General features: G+C 57.3%; 19 protein-coding genes. 12 read left to right on the top strand and 7 right to left on the bottom strand.

Annotated elements, in window-relative coordinates; genetic code table 11:
- Positions 1 to 105: 105 nt before the first annotated feature.
- The 3 genes from ACR0IV_RS06520 (at position 106) to tig (ending at position 4,695) form a co-directional block, all read left to right on the top strand.
- The gene (locus ACR0IV_RS06520; protein ID WP_480657325.1) at positions 106 to 1,749 is read left to right on the top strand and encodes an NAD(P)H-hydrate dehydratase; all 1,644 of its coding nucleotides are present in this window, start codon (positions 106 to 108) and stop codon (positions 1,747 to 1,749) included.
- Positions 1,750 to 2,054: 305 nt separating this feature from the next.
- A complete protein-coding gene (locus ACR0IV_RS06515; protein WP_480657326.1) occupies positions 2,055 to 3,179 on the top strand; it encodes a porin in 1,125 nt (374 codons plus the stop codon).
- A gap of 184 nt (positions 3,180 to 3,363) precedes the next feature.
- Complete coding sequence (tig, locus tag ACR0IV_RS06510; RefSeq protein ID WP_480657327.1) at positions 3,364 to 4,695, top strand: trigger factor; 1,332 nt, start codon at positions 3,364 to 3,366, stop codon at positions 4,693 to 4,695.
- Between the two features lie 101 nt (positions 4,696 to 4,796).
- Here the strand turns inward: tig and ACR0IV_RS06505 are convergent, their stop codons facing one another.
- From ACR0IV_RS06505 to rpsF, 6 genes are all read right to left on the bottom strand, one after another.
- Complete coding sequence (locus ACR0IV_RS06505; protein ID WP_480657328.1) at positions 4,797 to 5,651, bottom strand: acyl-homoserine-lactone synthase; 855 nt, start codon at positions 5,649 to 5,651, stop codon at positions 4,797 to 4,799.
- Between the two features lie 120 nt (positions 5,652 to 5,771).
- Entirely contained in the window at positions 5,772 to 6,473 is a 702-nt protein-coding gene (locus ACR0IV_RS06500) for an autoinducer binding domain-containing protein (protein WP_480469447.1), read from the bottom strand.
- A 281-nt stretch (positions 6,474 to 6,754) separates the two neighbouring features.
- A complete protein-coding gene (locus ACR0IV_RS06495) occupies positions 6,755 to 7,240 on the bottom strand; it encodes a transglycosylase SLT domain-containing protein (protein ID WP_480657329.1) in 486 nt (161 codons plus the stop codon).
- Positions 7,241 to 7,395: 155 nt separating this feature from the next.
- A complete protein-coding gene (gene rplI, locus ACR0IV_RS06490) occupies positions 7,396 to 8,016 on the bottom strand; it encodes a 50S ribosomal protein L9 (RefSeq protein ID WP_170414354.1) in 621 nt (206 codons plus the stop codon).
- 12 nt (positions 8,017 to 8,028) lie between these two features.
- Positions 8,029 to 8,256, bottom strand: a complete 228-nt coding sequence (rpsR, locus tag ACR0IV_RS06485) for a 30S ribosomal protein S18 (protein WP_005608650.1) — start codon at positions 8,254 to 8,256, stop codon at positions 8,029 to 8,031.
- 27 nt (positions 8,257 to 8,283) lie between these two features.
- Positions 8,284 to 8,637: a 30S ribosomal protein S6 gene (gene rpsF / locus ACR0IV_RS06480; protein WP_170382745.1), complete on the bottom strand. Its 354-nt coding sequence runs from the start codon at positions 8,635 to 8,637 to the stop codon at positions 8,284 to 8,286.
- A 270-nt stretch (positions 8,638 to 8,907) separates the two neighbouring features.
- Here rpsF and ACR0IV_RS06475 point away from each other — a divergent pair, with 270 nt between their 5' ends.
- Together ACR0IV_RS06475 and ACR0IV_RS06470 are read left to right on the top strand one after the other, a co-directional pair.
- Positions 8,908 to 9,426 (top strand): hypothetical protein, encoded by a 519-nt coding sequence (locus tag ACR0IV_RS06475; RefSeq protein ID WP_480561512.1) that lies wholly within the window; start codon positions 8,908 to 8,910, stop codon positions 9,424 to 9,426.
- 126 nt (positions 9,427 to 9,552) lie between these two features.
- Positions 9,553 to 10,125, top strand: a complete 573-nt coding sequence (locus ACR0IV_RS06470) for a YceI family protein (protein ID WP_480657330.1) — start codon at positions 9,553 to 9,555, stop codon at positions 10,123 to 10,125.
- 60 nt (positions 10,126 to 10,185) lie between these two features.
- Here ACR0IV_RS06470 and ACR0IV_RS06465 read toward each other — a convergent pair whose 3' ends face one another.
- Positions 10,186 to 11,412, bottom strand: coding sequence for a cytochrome b/b6 domain-containing protein (locus ACR0IV_RS06465; protein ID WP_480657331.1), 1,227 nt, complete (start codon positions 11,410 to 11,412; stop codon positions 10,186 to 10,188).
- A gap of 173 nt (positions 11,413 to 11,585) precedes the next feature.
- Between ACR0IV_RS06465 and fabD the strand changes: the two genes are divergently transcribed.
- The 7 genes from fabD (at position 11,586) to mltG (ending at position 17,931) form a co-directional block, all read left to right on the top strand.
- Positions 11,586 to 12,524, top strand: a complete 939-nt coding sequence (gene fabD / locus ACR0IV_RS06460; RefSeq protein WP_480657332.1) for an ACP S-malonyltransferase — start codon at positions 11,586 to 11,588, stop codon at positions 12,522 to 12,524.
- Positions 12,525 to 12,569: 45 nt separating this feature from the next.
- A complete protein-coding gene (gene fabG, locus ACR0IV_RS06455; protein WP_480657333.1) occupies positions 12,570 to 13,307 on the top strand; it encodes a 3-oxoacyl-[acyl-carrier-protein] reductase in 738 nt (245 codons plus the stop codon).
- Between the two features lie 210 nt (positions 13,308 to 13,517).
- Entirely contained in the window at positions 13,518 to 13,751 is a 234-nt protein-coding gene (locus ACR0IV_RS06450; RefSeq protein ID WP_008756330.1) for an acyl carrier protein, read from the top strand.
- A gap of 141 nt (positions 13,752 to 13,892) precedes the next feature.
- Complete coding sequence (locus ACR0IV_RS06445; protein WP_480657334.1) at positions 13,893 to 14,432, top strand: GNAT family N-acetyltransferase; 540 nt, start codon at positions 13,893 to 13,895, stop codon at positions 14,430 to 14,432.
- A gap of 123 nt (positions 14,433 to 14,555) precedes the next feature.
- Entirely contained in the window at positions 14,556 to 15,299 is a 744-nt protein-coding gene (locus tag ACR0IV_RS06440) for a 1-(5-phosphoribosyl)-5-[(5-phosphoribosylamino)methylideneamino]imidazole-4-carboxamide isomerase (protein WP_480657335.1), read from the top strand.
- A 208-nt stretch (positions 15,300 to 15,507) separates the two neighbouring features.
- Positions 15,508 to 16,773, top strand: a complete 1,266-nt coding sequence (fabF, locus tag ACR0IV_RS06435; RefSeq protein WP_480657336.1) for a beta-ketoacyl-ACP synthase II — start codon at positions 15,508 to 15,510, stop codon at positions 16,771 to 16,773.
- The gene (gene mltG / locus ACR0IV_RS06430) at positions 16,774 to 17,931 is read left to right on the top strand and encodes an endolytic transglycosylase MltG (RefSeq protein ID WP_480469457.1); all 1,158 of its coding nucleotides are present in this window, start codon (positions 16,774 to 16,776) and stop codon (positions 17,929 to 17,931) included.
- Positions 17,932 to 17,965: the final 34 nt, after the last annotated feature.

The raw sequence follows: 17,965 nt of genomic DNA, 5'->3' as shown, positions 1-17,965 counted from the left end.
TTGCTGTATTGCTCGATGTCAGATGCATGGAAATCAGGCGTTGGATCAAATTTTGATCGCTGTGCACAAAAAGTAATCGAAATTGAATCGCTTGAGGGAGTTGAGATGACGGAATTGCTGACCGCTGCGCAGATGCGCGCCATCGAACAAGAGGCGATCGAGTCCGGCAAGGTTACCGGCCTGGAATTGATGGAGCGGGCAGGGCAGGGCGTTGTTGAGGCGATCTTTGAAGAATGGCCAGAGTTGCGCGGGCGAGGGGCCAACCCCTCGCGCTCCCCGAGATATTTGGGGCCAGATGAAGGGGATCCCTTGCGCGCGGTGGTGTTGTGCGGTCCAGGGAATAATGGCGGTGACGGTTTCGTGGTGGCGCGGCTGCTGCGTGAGCTGGGTTGGAAGGTTGAGGTCATTCTCTTTGGTGATCCGGCCAAGCTGCCGCCGGATGCGCGGGTGAACTACGAACGATGGGAGGGGCGGACACTGGGCTTTGCTGAGACCATTGAGACGGAGATGCAGCATCCGCATCTTTCCATTGATGCGCTGTTTGGAACCGGGTTGGCGCGGCCAATCGACAATCCGGCTCTGTGGGAGCATCTTTGGCTGCACGATGACGCAGAAGATGCGTGGGAAATGCGAGGGCAGGGCGCGGGGACGGAAATCATCCCGCCACGGACGGTGGCGATCGACTTGCCATCCGGTCTTTGTTCGGATTCGGGTAAAGTGTTGGGTGGCACGTATCCCTCGCATGGTCGTCGGTGCGCGCGTTCGGCTCTGACGGTCTCGTTTCATTCCCGCAAGCTTGGGCATGTTCTGGGTGAGGGTCCATCTTTCTGTGGTCGGCTGGTCGTAAAGGATATCGGGCTGAGCCGCGTATCAGACAGCCCCGAGATCGTGCAATCGGTAGAGCGGCCAACAGCTTCAAATCTTTGCAAAGGCGGATCTGGCCATAAATACGCGCATGGTCACGCATTTGTCCTGACAGGCGGGGCTGGAAAAACCGGGGCTGCGCGCCTTGCGGGGCGGGGAGCATTGCGGATCGGGGCTGGTTTGGTGACGCTGGGCGTGCCGCCCTCAGCACAAATGGAAGTGGCCAGCCAAATCACGGCGCTGATGATGCAACGAGTCGAGGGTGCCGATCATCTGCTGGGGATACTGGCAGATGAGCGATTGAATGCGCTTTGCCTTGGGCCCGGTTTGGGGGTGGAACGCGCGCGAAAATTGGCGCCGGTTGCACTGGCGGCGCAGAGGTCGGTTGTGTTGGATGCTGATGCGCTGACAGCTTTTTCCGATGATCCTCAAAGCCTGCATAGCCAATTGCATGACCGCTGCGTATTGACCCCTCATGGGGGCGAATTTATGCGCCTTTTCCCGGATATTGCCGAGAGATTGAAAGCTGTTTCAGATGTAGGACCTGCATACTCCAAGGTCGACGCCGTCCGCGACGCTGCAAGGCGGACAGGTTGCGTTGTGCTGTTCAAGGGGCCAGATACAGTAATTGCAGCACCGGATGGGCGATGTGCGATCAATTCAGCCCTTTACGAGAGAGCCGCGCCTTGGCTGGCGACAGCCGGATCGGGCGATGTGCTTGCAGGGTATATCGCCGGGTTGCTGGCGCGCGGGCTTGAACCGATGCAAGCTGCCGAGACGGCAGCATGGCTGCACGTGGAGTGTGCGCGGCAATTCGGCCCCGGTCTGATCGCCGAGGATCTGCCAGAGAAGTTACCCTCGGTATTCAAACAACTTGATATTTAGGTATTTTGAGAAAAGAATGACATGGCACCAGCAAATCCGGTGATGCTTAGCGGTCGGTTTGCTCTGGTTGCAGTGCGTATGTCTGCAGGATGTGTAGCGCGGTGTCGAAATTTGTTAGGAGGTGTGTCGATTACGCGTCTCACGATCAATTAAAGCATTGATATAAATATAGTTTCTGAAGGCATTCGGGGTTGCCTGTAGTGAAGGCAGAATGCCCCGCCAGCAGATATCCGCCCCTGTTTTTACTGCCGTGTTTCCGGCGCCTTTGGGCCGCGCGTGAAACCTGAACTTGGATGGTGATTGAAATGACCCGCACACTTAAACTGTCTTCGATGGCTGCAATACTGGCTGCGACCACGGCAATTCCAGCCGCAGCCGAGCTGAAATACGAAAACAACTCCGGCGGTTATGTACTGCTTTACGGTCAATTGGACCCGGTCATCGTTTCGGTTGACGATGGTGAGGAAACCGAGACTCGGTTGCTCGACAACGATTTGTCCAACAGCCGGGTCGGCCTTCGGCTGATGCAGCCATATGGCAGCAATGAATTCATGTTCCGCTTTGAAACCGGTTTGGGCCTGCCAAGCACCGGTACGGCCAATCAGGACGGGACCAACACCAATGGCTGGTCGCGCGAAGATATCCGGCATGTCGATTTCTCGCTGAAGGGTGGGTACGGCAAGTTTTCAGCCGGTCAGGGCAGCATGGCTTCGGATGGGGCGGCAGAAACTGATCTCTCTTATGTCGGAACGGCTCTGTATTCCTTCACCAACGATGAAAATGGCGCGTTTTTCTACCGTGGGTCGGATGGCATTCTGAGCGATATCACCGTGGGTGACTCGGCTGGTAACTTTGACGGCGCGCGCCGCGGGCGCATTCGCTATGACACGCCGGATTTCAATGGGTTCTCGGCCGCGATTGCCTATGGTCAGAACATCTTGTCCAGCAGCGATGACGACGACTATTACGACATCGCGTTTTCGTATGGGAACACATTCGCCAATGGCGTAGAGTTTGCCGCAAGTCTCGCTTACGCTGTGCGTGACTTTGACGACGGATCGGGCAAGCGGAAGGACACGATCGGGTCGGCCTCGGTCCTGTTGCCAAGTGGTTTCAGCTTTACGGCGGCGCTCGGGTCGCGTGATGACACGGCGACAGGGGCCAGCGATCCAGACTACTGGTACACCAAGCTGGCCTATGAGGGCGATTGGGTGTCCTGGGGCAAGACCGGGATCGGTATCGACTATTTCGATGGGTCGGACTTTGAGAACTCAGGATCCAGCACCAAGTCCTGGGGGGTCGCGGTGGTTCAGCGGATCGACAGCATCAATACGGATGCCTACCTGAAGTACCGCAGCCATGATTTCGACGATACGGTCGATTTCGAAAAGAACGAGGCTTGGGTTCTGGGTGCGCTCTGGAAGTTCTGAACTTCAAGGTCTGAGAATAAGGTGCCCCGGTTAGGTCCGGGGCGCTTTTTTGTTCAAATCGGCGGCAAAACAGGACCGATAAAGGCATTGCCCCCTTGCACGTAGGGGGCTGGGCAAATAGAAGGCGTCAAATTTGCCCGGCGCGCCCGTTTTGCGCGCCCCGAATCCTATGGGGACTACCATAATGCAGGTTACCGAGACGCTGAACGAAGGTCTGAAACGCGGCTACAACATCGTTGTGACCGCAGCCGAGCTGGACGACAAGGTCAATGAGAAACTGACCGAAGCGCAGCCGGAAATCGAAATGAAAGGTTTCCGCAAAGGTAAAGTACCGATGGCTCTGCTGAAAAAGCAGTTCGGCCAACGTCTGTTGGGCGAAGCGATGCAGGAAACCATCGACGGTGCGATGAACAAGCACTTTGAAGACAGCGGTGAGCGTCCTGCGCTGCAGCCCGAGGTCAAGATGACCAATGAGGACTGGAAAGAAGGCGACGACGTTGAGGTCGCCATGTCATATGAGGCGTTGCCCGAGATTCCCGAAGTCGACCTGAAGTCGGTCGAACTGGAGAAGCTGGTTGTAAAAGCAGACGACGCAGCCGTTGAAGAAGCGCTGAACAACCTGGCCGAGACCGCTCAGAACTTCAAAGCGCGCCGTAAAGGCTCCAAAGCCAAAGATGGCGACCAGATCGTGTTCGACTTTGTTGGCAAGGTTGACGGCGAAGAGTTCGAAGGCGGATCGGCCGAGGACTACCCGCTCGTTCTGGGCTCGAACAGCTTCATCCCCGGCTTTGAAGAGCAGCTGGTTGGTGTGAAGGCCGAGGAAGAAAAAGACGTTAACGTCACCTTCCCCGAAGAATATGGTGCCGAGCATCTGGCCGGTAAAGACGCCGTTTTCACCTGCACCATCAAAGAGGTGAAAGAGCCGGTCGCGGCTGAGGTTGACGACGAGCTGGCCAAGAAATTCGGTGCCGAGGATCTGGCCGCGCTGAAAGCACAGATCGCCGAGCGTCTGGAAGCCGAATATGCCGGTGCTTCGCGCGCTGTCATGAAGCGGGCTCTGCTGGACGTGCTGGACGAGAAAGTCTCGTTCGACCTGCCGCCGTCGCTGGTTGAAGCCGAAGCCAAGCAGATTGCGCATCAGCTGTGGCACGAAGAAAACCCGGATGTCGAAGGCCACGATCACGATCCGATCGAGCCCACCGATGAGCACAACAAATTGGCCGAGCGCCGCGTGCGTCTGGGCCTGCTGCTGGCTGAGCTGGGCCAGAAGGCCGAGGTTGAGGTGTCTGATGCCGAGATGACTCAGGCAATCATGAACCAGGCGCGTCAGTACCCGGGTCAGGAACGCCAGTTCTTTGAGTTCGTGCAGCAGAACGCTCAGATGCAACAGCAACTGCGCGCGCCGATCTTTGAAGACAAGGTTGTCGACTACATCGTCGAGCTGGCTCAGGTCGAAGACAAAGAAGTCAGCAAAGACGATCTGCAGAAAGCCGTTGAGGCACTGGAAGAGGAATAATCCTCTTCCTTCCCCCACCATTCATGGGGGCACAAAAAAGCGGAGCCGTCTGGAAAAAGGACGGCTCCGCATGGGTGGCTTTGTGCTATGAGGTGAGGGGGTCAGGCCTCATGAGCAAAAGCACGGGGGGTCTGTAACAGAGCGGTCTTTTGCTCTGGGGTGAATGTGTCGGACAGAGCTTCGATCAGTTTCAGCACTGCCTGTCTCTCTGCCTCGGTCTTTGCGGCACTCATCTGCTCGACAAAGTATTTCTCAAGATCAGTGAGCGGTTTGTGGTCGCGATTTGCCGGGCTGAGTTTCTCGGTCTTTTTGGCTTCGAAGAACTCCAACGCCTTTTCTTCCTCGATAAAGACATCGTGGTGAATGTCTGCGAATTCACGAAGGCCCGAAATCCTCTCTTCACTGCAATCCAGCAGAGCGGCCATTGCCGGCACTTTACCCATCGGAACGGTTTCGCCCACATAGTCGTAGGGCGCACAGTTTGAGCGTTTGAGGACGCGGTTCATAACCGGATCAATCACGGTGATAATGTCCTGAATACCCGCGTTGCGACAGTATTCCAGCGATCCGATCATCAATTCACAAGTCGCATAAGAGACCGAGTTCATCTCTTTGCCACGTGTCAGGCGTTGCGTATCGACGCAGAACCGGGTGGATTCCCACATGGTCGCACTGCGCATTGGCGCCTCGCCGCATAGGATGTCCGAAAACACATCCGAAAGCATATGTGGACCGGTGGTCTGGAGTGCACGTACTGCGGCTACGACGTTCCCCTCATCGTCGAGACCAATTACGTATGCAGGATCCAGGTGATCGAACTGATCGATTTCTTTGCCGTCTTCGATGTGGACATCCCATCCAAGTCGTCCACCAAAAACCCGAGCGCGCAGTTCGAACATATCGTCAAGAACTTCGGTGAACAGATGTCTGTTCAGCCCATCAACTACCAAAATCATGTTAACCCCCTTCGAGTTGTCTGTCCTGTGGATAAGACGTTACCCGGATTCGCGAGCGAATCTATTGGGGGTTTCCCGTAATATTGGCTTTTTTAGGTCGGATTTCGGGGGAATTTTGCTTTAGCCCGGGTAAATTAGCCCGATTCCAATCGCACGGCCCACCGCCTGCGGTGTGGTCAGCGCATTAAGCTTTTCGCGAGAAGAGCGCAAGTGCACTTCAACTGTGCGGTGAGAAATCGACAGGATATCGCCGATATCCTGTTGCGATTTACCTGCTGCGGCCCATTGCAGAATTTCCAATTCACGGCTTGAAAGCGTCGGGTGATACAGCATCCGGCTGATCGTATCCGACGTCATCACGTTGTCATGGATGTGCACGGCCAGCGATTGCAGATCGCTGATCACGTTAGGGACCAGCTTTTTCCACTCCTCACGGCTGCAATCACGCACCGCACTCAGCAGGCCAATGTCGCCATAAGGGCCGCGTACGGGGATCGTGACCCCTTGATCGGGGATGCCGAAGTCGTGGGCGTCGCGAAACACACGCTGAAAGTCTTTACCACGTTCCAGGCGACTCCAGTCCACGGGTGCAATGCTGCGCTGGCTCATATGCAGGGTCGGGTCAATCAGGTGAAGGCCTTGTTCCTGATAATGATTCTTCCAGTCGTCGCCATATGTCACATGGCCGTGGATCGTGCCCGCAGCCGGATTCATCCCGGCATAGGCCGCGTGGTCCATTTCGTATTTGTCACAGACCTGGCGCAGGAACTCATCATAGCGAGAGTCCTGTTCGGGAAGAGTGCTGAGATCAACAATATCCATACGGTAACGACCAGCTAGACCCGAGTGAGCGGGCGGATCCCTTTGGCCAGGAAAAAAGATACTGCCTTCCCTGACGTCATAGAGCACATCACATTTCCCATATTATGACAAGAAGATGTGGGAAATGTCTGCTTTTTTAGGGGAAATGTGCCTTTAATACACATCAAATTCGCCCCTCCTGAATGAGGTTCCGCAAGGTTCCTCTGTTTGGCGATGGTGTCCGTTGTTGCGTTCGAGTGGTTATGTTTGAGCTTTAACGGGGAAATGCGCAACAAAAATGCCTATTCTGTGGCAGAAACCAGACCAGTTTCCACCAACATGCCGCGTTTTTTCGCCTCTGGGTAGTATCCCTTGGCATATAGGAAGATCGCGCGTTGCTGATCTCCGTCCGATAACAACCAAGCCCCGCGCAGGTATTTGCCTGCATACTCCAGGTTCGTATCTGCATCCAGCAGGCCCTGAGCGTTCCCGGTATAGCCCATTGAACGGGCCGTGGCGGGCAGAATCTGCAGCAAGCCGTAATAGGGACGATTCACGGCCCAAGGGCGGTGCGTGCTTTCGCGGATCGCCAGCTTATGCACCAACTCACGAGGCAACTCGTAGTGGTCTGCCCATTTATTGATCGATGCGCGCAGTTCCGGCGTTTCGTTCGGATAGAGAGGGGGATCAAACGTGTCCGCCCGGCTGGGCGTATCCGGACCGCCACACGCAGCGAGCGGTGCTGCAATCAGAAAAGCAATGACAGTGCGTCGAACGAGGGGGGGCATGGCAATACTCCGTTTTGCAGAGCCGGATGATATGGATCGAGCATCTGACCGCAAGGCCCAGGGCGGTTTCGGGCCAAAACTCGCTGCTGATGAGTGCGACAGAAAAAAAGGGCCACGCAAACGCGTGGCCCTTTAGCATTGATAGCTTCGCCAGATCAGGCTTTGGCTTCGTCTTCTTCAGCCGGAGCTTCCTCAGCAACCAGCTCTTCGTCGTCCGAAGCGGCGGAACCGATGTCGTCGAACAGTTCGGCGATTTCGAATTCAGCAGCGGCTTCTTCTTCAGCAGCCAGTTCCTGGATCGATTTACCCGAAGCCTGCAGTTCGGCTTCTTCTTCCGAACGGGCGACGTTCATCTTGATCTCAACTTCGACCTCGGGGTGCAGTTTGACCGCCAGCGAGTGCAGACCCAGTTCCTTGATCGGAGCGATCAGGGCGATCTGTTTCTTGTCGACGGTGAAGCCTGCTTCGGTCGCAGCGTCTGCGGCGTCACGCGGAGTGACCGAGCCGTACAGAGCGCCGGCATCCGATGCCGAGCGAATCACGATGAACTGCTGACCGTCCAGCTTTTCAGCCAGTGCTTCAGCTTCTTTCTTGGTTTCCAGGTTGCGGGCTTCCAGCTGCGCTTTCTGGGCTTCGAACGAAGCGATGTTCGACTCGGACGCGCTCAGGGCTTTGCCCTGGGGCAGCAGGAAGTTGCGGGCGTAGCCAGGCTTGACGTCAACGACGTCGCCCATCTGACCCAGTTTCGCAACGCGTTCCAGAAGGATAACTTGCATGTCAGTCTCTCCTTACTTCACGGCGTAGGGCAGCAGGGCGAGGAAACGGGCGCGCTTGATAGCACGGGCCAGTTCACGCTGCTTTTTCGCCGAAACGGCGGTGATGCGCGAAGGTACGATCTTGCCACGCTCAGAGATGTAGCGCTGCAGCAGACGGGTGTCTTTGTAGTCGATTTTCGGCGCGTTCTCACCCGAGAACGGGCAGACCTTGCGGCGGCGGAAAAATGGTTTTGCGGCCATGGTTTATGTCCTTTCGTCAGGCGTTGATCAGCGGCGCTCGCGGCGGCCTTCGCGCTCATCGCGCTTCTGCATCTGGACCGAGGGGCCCTCGGCATGCTCGTCGACCTTGATGGTCAGAACGCGCATGACGTCTTCGTGCAGGCGCATCAGGCGCTCCATTTCCTGAACGGCGCCAGCGGGGGCGTCGGTCTTCAGGAAGGCATAGTGGCCTTTGCGGTTCTTGTTGATCTTGTAGGCCATCGTCTTGACGCCCCAGTACTCGCTGTCGACGACGTTGCCGCCGTTGTCAGCCAGAACGGTGCCGAAATGTTCGACGAGGCTTTCTGCCTGCGCGTTGGACAGATCCTGACGCGCGATCATTACATGCTCATACAGTGGCATGTGCACTCCTGTTTATATCAAGGCGCATTTCAAAGGCGGGGCCATATGGTCCTTCGCGACCCTGCCACGAGAGGCTGCGCGATTCATAACTCCTGCGAAGGATGGCCCCGTATACACGTTTATGGCGGCGGAGCAAGCCCTGCCACAGATGCCCTTGTGAAGTCGTCCAATTTCCTTTGAGGCGCCCAATTCCTGACTCTTTTCGCCGTGAGGTTGTTCATGAAACCGGGAACACCCGGATACTTGGAAAACCACAGACAGGGCAAGACAATGGCCGTCATGAACACAAATACTTTTGTAGAAGCAGCACCCGCCGCTGCATTTGAAAAATCCGTACCCGTTCTGATCACTTTCGCGCCCAACTGGCGTGCCCGGATGGTGCTTCTGCGTGTAGTCGGAGCTTTTCTAATTCTGTCTGCCTTTTCGATGTGGCTGATGCCTGGGTCGATCATGGGTGCCGAAGTCTGGCCGCTGAAGCTGGTCGCGTCGCTGATGTTTCTGATTGTCGGGGTAAGTCTGCTGACGATTGAGGTTATGGATGCGCGTCCTGATGCCTATTTCGACCCAATCCGCCGCGAAGTGCGCATCCTGCAGAAGAACGAAAACGGTCGCCCGCAGACGGTACTGCGTCGCAGCTACGACTCGCTGGGCGGTGCACGCTTTGCGGATGATCAGGTCGAGCTGTTTGACGTTGACGGTAGCCTGCTGATGAAACTGCCGCTGGAATCGGCGGATGTCGGCTCAGCGCTGAAAGGTCAACTCAGCCAAAACGTGACGATTTTCGCCTGAATTCAGTTCTGTTCAAATAGGAACAGAATTTGTGAATCGAAAAGACTTGTGTGCTGCCTTTGGGCGGCACATTTTTGTTGGTGAGCAACCCACCCGGTTTGCAACAACACCACTGCGGAGATTGTTATGAAATCCACCCTTCTTGCTGCCGCTCTGGCCGTGTCTGCCACGACTGCTTTCGCCAGCGCCGAAAAATATGTTTTGGACCCCAGCCACAGCCAGGTCATCTTCAGCTATAATCACCTTGGTTTTTCAACTACCACAGGCATGTTCTCGGGCTTTGAGGGCGAGATCATGTTCGATCAGGAAGACCCCGGAGCGTCGAGCGTGACCGTGTCGATGCCGGTCATTGAAATGATCACCGGTTGGAAACCGCGCGAAGATCACTTCATGACCGAAGATTTCTTTGGCGCAGCCGAAGGTGATCTGGTGACCTTCACTTCAACCGGTATCGAGGTGACGGGCGAGAACACTGCCAACATCACCGGTGATCTGACCATGAACGGTGTCACCAAATCGGTCGTTCTGGATGCCAAGCTGAATCAGGTGGGTGAGCACCCGATGGCGGGCAAGCCATGGGCGGGATTTGACGCCACCACCACGCTGGTTCGCAGCGATTTTGATCTGGGCCAATTCGCACCGTTTGTTGGCGATGAGGTCGAAATACGTATCTCGGTTGAGGCTCAGAAGGCCGACTAATAGGCGCCTTCGATACGTAAGTCAGACCGCCGGAGGCACCCCCTCCGGCGGTTTTTTGTTTCATTCAGCGCGTGTCGCGGTGAGTTCCGCACTGACTGTGACCGTGAAGCCCAGCGAGTCTTCGGTGGGTTGGGACGTGCCCACACCAAAGTCCAGCCGGTTCACATCAACCGATCCGGTCATGATGGCGCTGCCGTCCTCCACCTCGAGCGTAAATGGCAGCACGATATCCATTGACTGGCCTTTGATTGTCAGCGGTCCGCGCGCCTCGTAGCCGGTTTCGGTCTTGAACAGATCGGCTTTGAACTGCGCGGTAGGAAACTGGGCGTTGTCGAAGAAATCAGCAGCCATGGCCTGGTCGGTGACGGTTCCAAGGCTGAGCGAACCGATGGAAATGGTCACGTCTGCTGAACCGGCCAGCCCGGGTTCTTCTGGCTCGTCAAAGGCGATCGCAACGGTCCAGTCAGCAAAGGTGCCGGTCACGGGGCTGTTCAGCTGAGAGATCGTGATCGACAGGGTGCCATCCTGAACCTGCCAATCCGATTGGACCTCGGTCAGTTCAGCTGTGTCGATTGCGGCGTCAGAGCTGTGCGAAAACACACCGATGGACCAGCCTCCGGCAAGCACCGCAACCCATACCGCAAGCGCAGCAACTGCGGGTGCGGCCGAGTGATGTTGCGCGGGGGGCTCTGGGGCGTTTGCGTCGCCCGGCAGCATCCGCCGTAGCGTGCTGTCCTTGTCCACCACGTGGTGCTTCAGCGCCCCAAGAATGTGCAGGATCAATGATCCGCCCAATATCCAGACAAACAGCCAATGCAGGCTGGCAGTGAACTCGGCCAGGAGGGGCGATTTCGGAACCAAAGGCAGGTTCTGGCCAAAGGGCCACAGGATCGGGGCAAAGCCCTCTGCTGCGGCGTGGTGGACCCAACCGCTCAGGGGGGCAAGGACAAGGGAGCCGTATAACAACCAATGGACCGTTTCTGCAGCAAAAGCCTCGGGCTTGTTATCGGCGTTGAGCAGCCCGGGCTTGGTCTGGGTCAGCGCCCAGAGGATTCGGGCCAGAGCGACGAAGAAAACGGTAACCCCAACGGTTTTATGCAGCGAAAACAGCCGAGCCGCCCGTGCTATGTCTTCTTCGGTGGTTGCGATATTTGGGTCGTAGATCGCATGCGCCAGTTCGTTGGCGAACCATCCCAGTGGCAGGGCGGTCAGGATCAGTAGGGCAGTCAGCCAATGAAACGCTTTTGTTATACCGCCATAGCTGGAATGCGTGTTCGTCAGGGGCATGAGGGGAGCTCTCTGCTTTGCTTGTGTGCTGCTAGGGTAGTGGGATGATGTGCGGACACAAGGCAGAGAAATGCACAGTAACGGTGTCCTGATGCAGAACGCAGGCAATGCTTGTGCCGCGCCGTCAGTCAGTTTACACCCCGCCGAAACCTGACGTCACGCAAGAGGCACCAATGACACGCGCGTTTGTTTTCCCGGGGCAGGGCGCCCAGACCATCGGAATGGGCAAGGCACTGGCCGAGGCCTATCCGGCTGCTCAGGCGGTTTTCGATGAGGTGGATGAAGCCCTGGGCGAAAAGCTGAGCGCGCTAATTTGGGAAGGCGATATCGCGGAGCTGACCTTGACGCAGAATGCGCAGCCGGCGCTGATGGCGACCTCAATGGCAGCAATGCGCGCGCTTGAGGCCGAAGGCGCGTCGATTTCAATGGCATCTTATGTGGCGGGTCACTCGCTGGGTGAATACTCGGCGCTGGCTGCGGCCGGAGCGTTGTCGGTCGCCGATACTGCCCGCCTGCTGCGGACGCGTGGGCAGGCGATGCAAAGCGCCGTGCCGGTGGGCGAGGGCGCAATGGCCGCCATTCTGGGTCTCGACCTTGAGGCGGTGCGCGCCGTTGCGGAAGAGGCCGCGCAAGGTGAGGTCTGTCAGGCCGCCAATGACAACGACCCGACCCAGGTTGTCGTGTCTGGTTCAAAGGCCGCTGTTGAGCGCGCAGCCGAGATTGCCAAGGAAAAAGGCGCCAAACGCGCAATTATGTTGCCGGTAAGTGCTCCATTTCACTGCGCGCTGATGCAACCTGCTGCAGATGTTATGGCAGAGGCTTTGGCTTCTGTGGAAATCAAGGCATCTGCCGTGCCGCTGATCGCCAATGTGCGCGCCGAGGCTGTGACTGACCCGGATGTGATCCGTCAGTTGCTGGTTGAACAGGTCACCGGCTCGGTTCGGTGGCGCGAAAGCGTGCAGTACATGGTCGCGCAGGGCGTGACTGAGGCGTGGGAGATCGGCGCGGGCAAAGCTTTGTCGGGCATGATCCGCAAGATCGATCGTGCATTGGCCTGCACAGCGGTCGGGACGCCCGAGGATGTACAAAAAGCCGTTAACCCCGGCGCATAAACAAAGGACAGTCGCCGGATTTCGGCGGCCAGAGAGGAAACATAGATGTTTGATTTGACAGGTAAGAATGCGCTGATCACAGGCGCTTCGGGTGGCATTGGCGGCGATATTGCCCGCGCGCTGTATGACGCGGGTGCCTCCGTTGGTCTATCGGGGACACGGGTTGAACCGCTGCAGGCGCTGGCCGAAAGCTTGGGAGACCGCGCGCATGTTCTGCCCTGTAACCTGAGTGACCCGGAGGCGGTCGAGGCGCTGCCGAAGCAAGCGGCCGAGGCGATGGGCTCGGTTGACATTCTGGTCAACAACGCAGGCATCACACGGGACAACCTGTTCATGCGTATGTCCGATGAAGAATGGCAGAGCGTGATCGATGTGAACATGACCGCGACGATGAAGCTGTGTAAAGGCGTGATCCGTGGCATGATGAAGGCGCGCTGGGGCCGTATCGTGAATGTCTCGTCTGTTGTGGCCGCGATCGGCAATCCGGGTCAGGCGAACTATGCTGCGTCCAAGGCCGGGATGATCGGCTTTTCCAAGGCTCTGGCGCATGAGGTTGCGACTCGTGGCATCACCGTGAACGCGGTCGCGCCGGGCTTCATCACCACGGCGATGACCGAAAAGCTGACCGATGAGCAAAAGAAAGGTCTGCTGCTCAAGGTTCCGGCGGGTCGCATGGGGGATCCGCAGGAAATCGCGGCTGCCGTTCTGTACCTTGCAAGCCCCGAAGCGGGTTATGTGACCGGAAGTACCTTGCATGTGAATGGCGGCATGGCCATGTTGTAATCGCAATTCGGGGCGGATGCGAAAGCGTTTGCCTTGCGCGTTGTCTGTGCTATAGGCGGCGCGTATGCGCAGGGACCGGTCGGAAGGCCGGTTCTCTGATTTCCCGGGGACCCGGGACCCAAACCGCCCGGAACGGGCAAAACAAGTCCATCCCGAACGGGCAAGGGCAGAACCGGGCGGACCGCCCTGAAATTGAAATGAGGAATAGACATGAGCGACGTCGCAGATCGCGTTAAGAAGATCGTTGTTGAGCACCTGGGTGTTGAAGAGGACAAGGTTGCTGAAAACGCCTCGTTCATCGACGATCTGGGCGCAGACAGCCTGGACACCGTTGAGCTGGTAATGGCGTTTGAAGAAGAGTTCGGCATCGAGATCCCGGACGACGCAGCCGAGACTATCCAGACCTTTGGCGACGCGGTCAAATTCATCAGCGAAGCTTCCTAAGCTTACCCGTCTGATCCAAAAGCGGCGCTTCCGGGCAACGGAGGCGCCGTTTTTTTATGCCTTGCCGCAATTCACACTTGCCTTGAGAGGCGTGCGCTCGTCACTCTGAAGCCTGAGGCACAATTCCGAGCGGGCAAGGGCATGATAAGATCCACCCCGATGATCAATACGGCGCGTCTGACTTTATGTGCGATGCGCCCTGAGGATTTTAAGAGATTCGCTGAAATCTGGCGTGACCCCGAGGTCGTGCGCCATATCAGTGGCGCTCCGCTGACGCGAGGTGAAGCGTGGGACAAGTTTCTGCGCAACGCCGGGCACTGGCACATGACCGGTTTCGGTCAATGGGGCGTGGTTCTGCAATCGAATCGAACGTTGATCGGCCAAGCCGGGTTCTTTTATGGAAACCGTTCTCTGGGTGAGGATTTCGATGGTTTCCCCGAAGCCGGCTGGGTTCTGACCACCGAGATGCAGGGGCAAGGGTATGGGCAAGAGGCCGCACAGGCAGCTCATGACTGGTTCGACCGGGTCATTCCCGGCCCGTTGGTCGCGCTGATTGATGCCGACCATGTGGCATCACAAAGGTTGGCTGAAAAGCTGGGCTACAAGCTTCTGCGCGAAACCGAGTACCGAGATACGCCGGTCCATCTGTTTCGCCGTGACGGACCTCCTGCACGAGTGTGAAACGCATCCGGCATGACGATGCCGCAAAATGGACGAACTGTGCCGATCTTGGTGAATTCTGCGCCAGATTGAGACTCTATGCTATCGTGGAAACCCGGAGTGATTCAGCGGAGGATATGGATCATGATGATTTACCCCACGATGGAGCTTCAGAACGGTCGATGCGTCACGTTGGACAAAGGCCGTATCGAAGACGCGATGATCTGGCATGTTGACCCGGTTGAGACCGCGCGCGGCTGGACTGCTGCGGGCGCCGAATGGATGCACCTGACGGATTTCGATGCGATCGAAGGCCGTTATACCAACGCAGAACTGGTGGAAGAGATCATTCGCTCGGCTGAGATTCCGGTGCAACTGGCTGGTGGCATGCGGACCCGTGAGCATGTGGAACATTGGATCAACAAAGGTGCTGGGCGAATCGTGATCGGCACGCTGGCGGCCTGGGACCCCCAGTTGGTGAAAGAACTCGCCAAGCTCTATCCTGACCAGATCGTATTGGCCGTTGATGTATGGCAGGGTCAGGTGATGACCGAAGGCTGGCGCAGCCAAAGCGCCTTTACGCCAGACGCCTTCATCGAAGCCTTCGCAGATACGCCATTCGCCGCCATTCTGGTCACAGATATCGACAGCGACATGGAAGATGTCGAAGCGCAGCTGGGCCTGATCTCAGGTCTGGCCGAAAAATCGCGCACGCCGATCATTGCCAGCGGTGTGGTGCGGACATCCGATGATATTTCGCGCTTGGCCTATATCCCGAATATCTCGGGCGCGATTGTTGGACGTGCGCTGTTCCGCAAGACAGTCGATCTGGGCGAGGCGCTGGAAGTGGCGAAGCTGGCCCACGAACCGATTGCTGAGTTCCAATAAACCTCTGGTATGAGGCGAAGATCCGCCCCGACTGTTCGGCAGCCGGGGCGGGTTTTGGTATCCGGGTATACGTTTAAGCTGTCGGCGGACCGCTCTCGGACATGCAAGACCTAGGTTGCTAGGTCAGAATCCGCCGTTGCTCTTGCCCCCGGACCCCGGGCCGGGGTATGAGCGGTTCTCATAACAGGAAGCAGGCAAGAGGCATTTCATGCGCAGAGTCGTTGTAACCGGTCTGGGATTGGTCACTCCTTTGGCCAGCGGGGTCGAGGAAACCTGGTCGCGTCTGCTGGACGGTGAGTCCGGCGCAGGCCCCATCACGCTGTTTGATGCCGAAGGCAGCGGGGTCACCACGACCTATGCCTGCGAAGTTCCGCGTGGCGATGGCACCAACGGGACGTTCAATCCCGATGACTGGATGCCGCCGAAAGAGCAGCGCAAGATTGAGGATTTCATCCTCTATTCCATCGCTGCGGCCGAGATGGCCTGCAAGGATGCGGGTTGGCTGCCTGATGATGAAGAAGACCGTCTGCGCACCGGTGTGCTGATTGGCTCAGGCATTGGCGGGCTGGGATCAATTGCCCAAACTGCGAACCTGATCCGGGACAAGGGTCCACGCAGGGTGTCGCCGTTCTTTATTCCGGGTGCGCTGATCAATCTGGCCTCAGGGCAGGTATCTATCCGGTTTGGCTTCAAAGGCCCCAACCACTCGGTTGTGACCGCGTGTTCGACCGGTGCCCACGCGATTGGCGATGCCAGCCGTATTATCCGTGCAGGTGATGCAGATGTCATGATCGCAGGTGGCGGTGAAGGCTGTATCTGCGAAATCGGCATCGCGGGCTTCAACGCTTGCAAGGCTCTGTCCACCAAATATGCCGATGAACCGAAGAAGGCGAGCCGCCCCTATGACATCGACCGCGACGGCTTTGTCATGGGTGAGGGCGCAGGCATTGTGGTGCTTGAGGATTATGAACACGCCAAGGCGCGTGGCGCGAAGATCTATGCCGAGGTGCTGGGCTATGGCATGTCGGGCGACGCCTATCACATCACCGCACCTTCCGAGGATGGTGACGGCGCGGAGCGTTCGATGAGAGCCGCGCTGCGCAGCGCTGGGCTGGAGCCGAAAGATCTGGACTATATCAATGCGCATGGCACTTCGACCATGGCCGATACCATTGAACTGGGCGCGGTTGAGCGTTTGCTGGGCGATCATGCCAGCAGCGCGACCATGACCTCGACCAAGTCGGCAACGGGTCACCTGTTGGGTGCGGCGGGCGCGATTGAGGCAATCTTTTCGATCCTCGCGATCCGGGATCAGGTCGCCCCTCCGACGATCAACCTGGACAACCCTGCGGTAGAAACGCCGATCGATCTGGCCCCGAACGCAAAGCGTGAGCGTGAGATCAACGTGGCCCTGTCGAACTCGTTCGGATTTGGCGGAACCAATGCAAGCGTGATCTTCGGAAAGGCCAGTTAAATGTGGCGGGCGTTGGCGTCGAACGCACTGACCGTTCTGATCGTTTGCCTGTTCCTGTTGGGCGGCGTCGTGCTGTGGGGTCAATCGCAATACACGTCAGATGGCCCGCTGGAAACTGCGATCTGCCTGCAAGTCAGACCGGGTTCGAACATGACCCGCGTCAGTCAGGAACTGGAAGATCAGGGTGCGATCAGCAGCGGGCTGATCTTTCGCCTTGCCGCTGATTATGCTGATAAATCTCAGCAACTGAAAGCTGGTAGCTTTCTGGTACGCGAAGGGTCGTCGATGGAGCAGATCGTCGACGAGATCACGAGCAGCGGGGCCAGTACCTGTGGCACCGAGATCGAATATCGTATCGGTGTAACCCGGATGCAGACCCGTGTGCGTGAGTTGAATCCGGCGACGCTGAATTTTGATGAGGTCGCTTCGTTTGTGATCGGCGAAGAGGAAGCGCCTGAAATCTATGCGGAAAAACGCGGTGAAGCGGATACGCGTTACCGTGTTTCTCTGGCTGAAGGTGTCACCAGCTGGCAGGTTGTCGAGTCACTTAAAGCGATGGATCTGCTGACTGGTGAGGTGGCTGAACTGCCCGCCGAAGGAATGCTTGCCCCTGATAGTTATGAGGTCAGGCCCGGTGAGGATCGGAATGTAATCCTGGCAGATATGCAGGAAAAACAGCAGCTTAGGATCAATGCGGCTTGGGAGGGGCGTCAGGACGGATTGCCTTTGAACAGTCCTGAGGAGATGTTGATTCTGGCTTCGATCATCGAAAAGGAAACTGGGCAGCCGGAAGAGCGCGGTCAGGTGGCGAGCGTTTTCGTCAACCGTCTGAACCAAGGTATGAGGCTGCAGACAGACCCGACAGTGATCTATGGTGTCACCAAAGGGCAAGGGACCTTGGGTCGGGGCTTGCGACGGAGTGAATTACGCCGTGTAACGCCCTGGAATACTTATGTAATCGAAGGATTGCCGCCGACCCCGATTGCCAATCCGGGTCTTGCCAGCCTTGAGGCCGCGGTTGCACCGGACAATACGGATTTCATCTTCTTTGTTGCGGATGGGACCGGGGGGCATGCTTTTGCCAAAACGCTGGAAGAGCACAATCGAAACGTCGCCAAATGGCGCGAGATCGAAGCGGATCAGAATTCGGGGAATTGAGCCGCGTGGCCTAGAATGTCCGAGTTGTACGTCG

Source organism: Ruegeria sp. C2 (genome assembly GCF_056537765.1).
The sequence above is the reverse complement of the archived record's forward strand: the minus strand, read 5'-3'. Positions and strand labels throughout refer to the sequence as shown.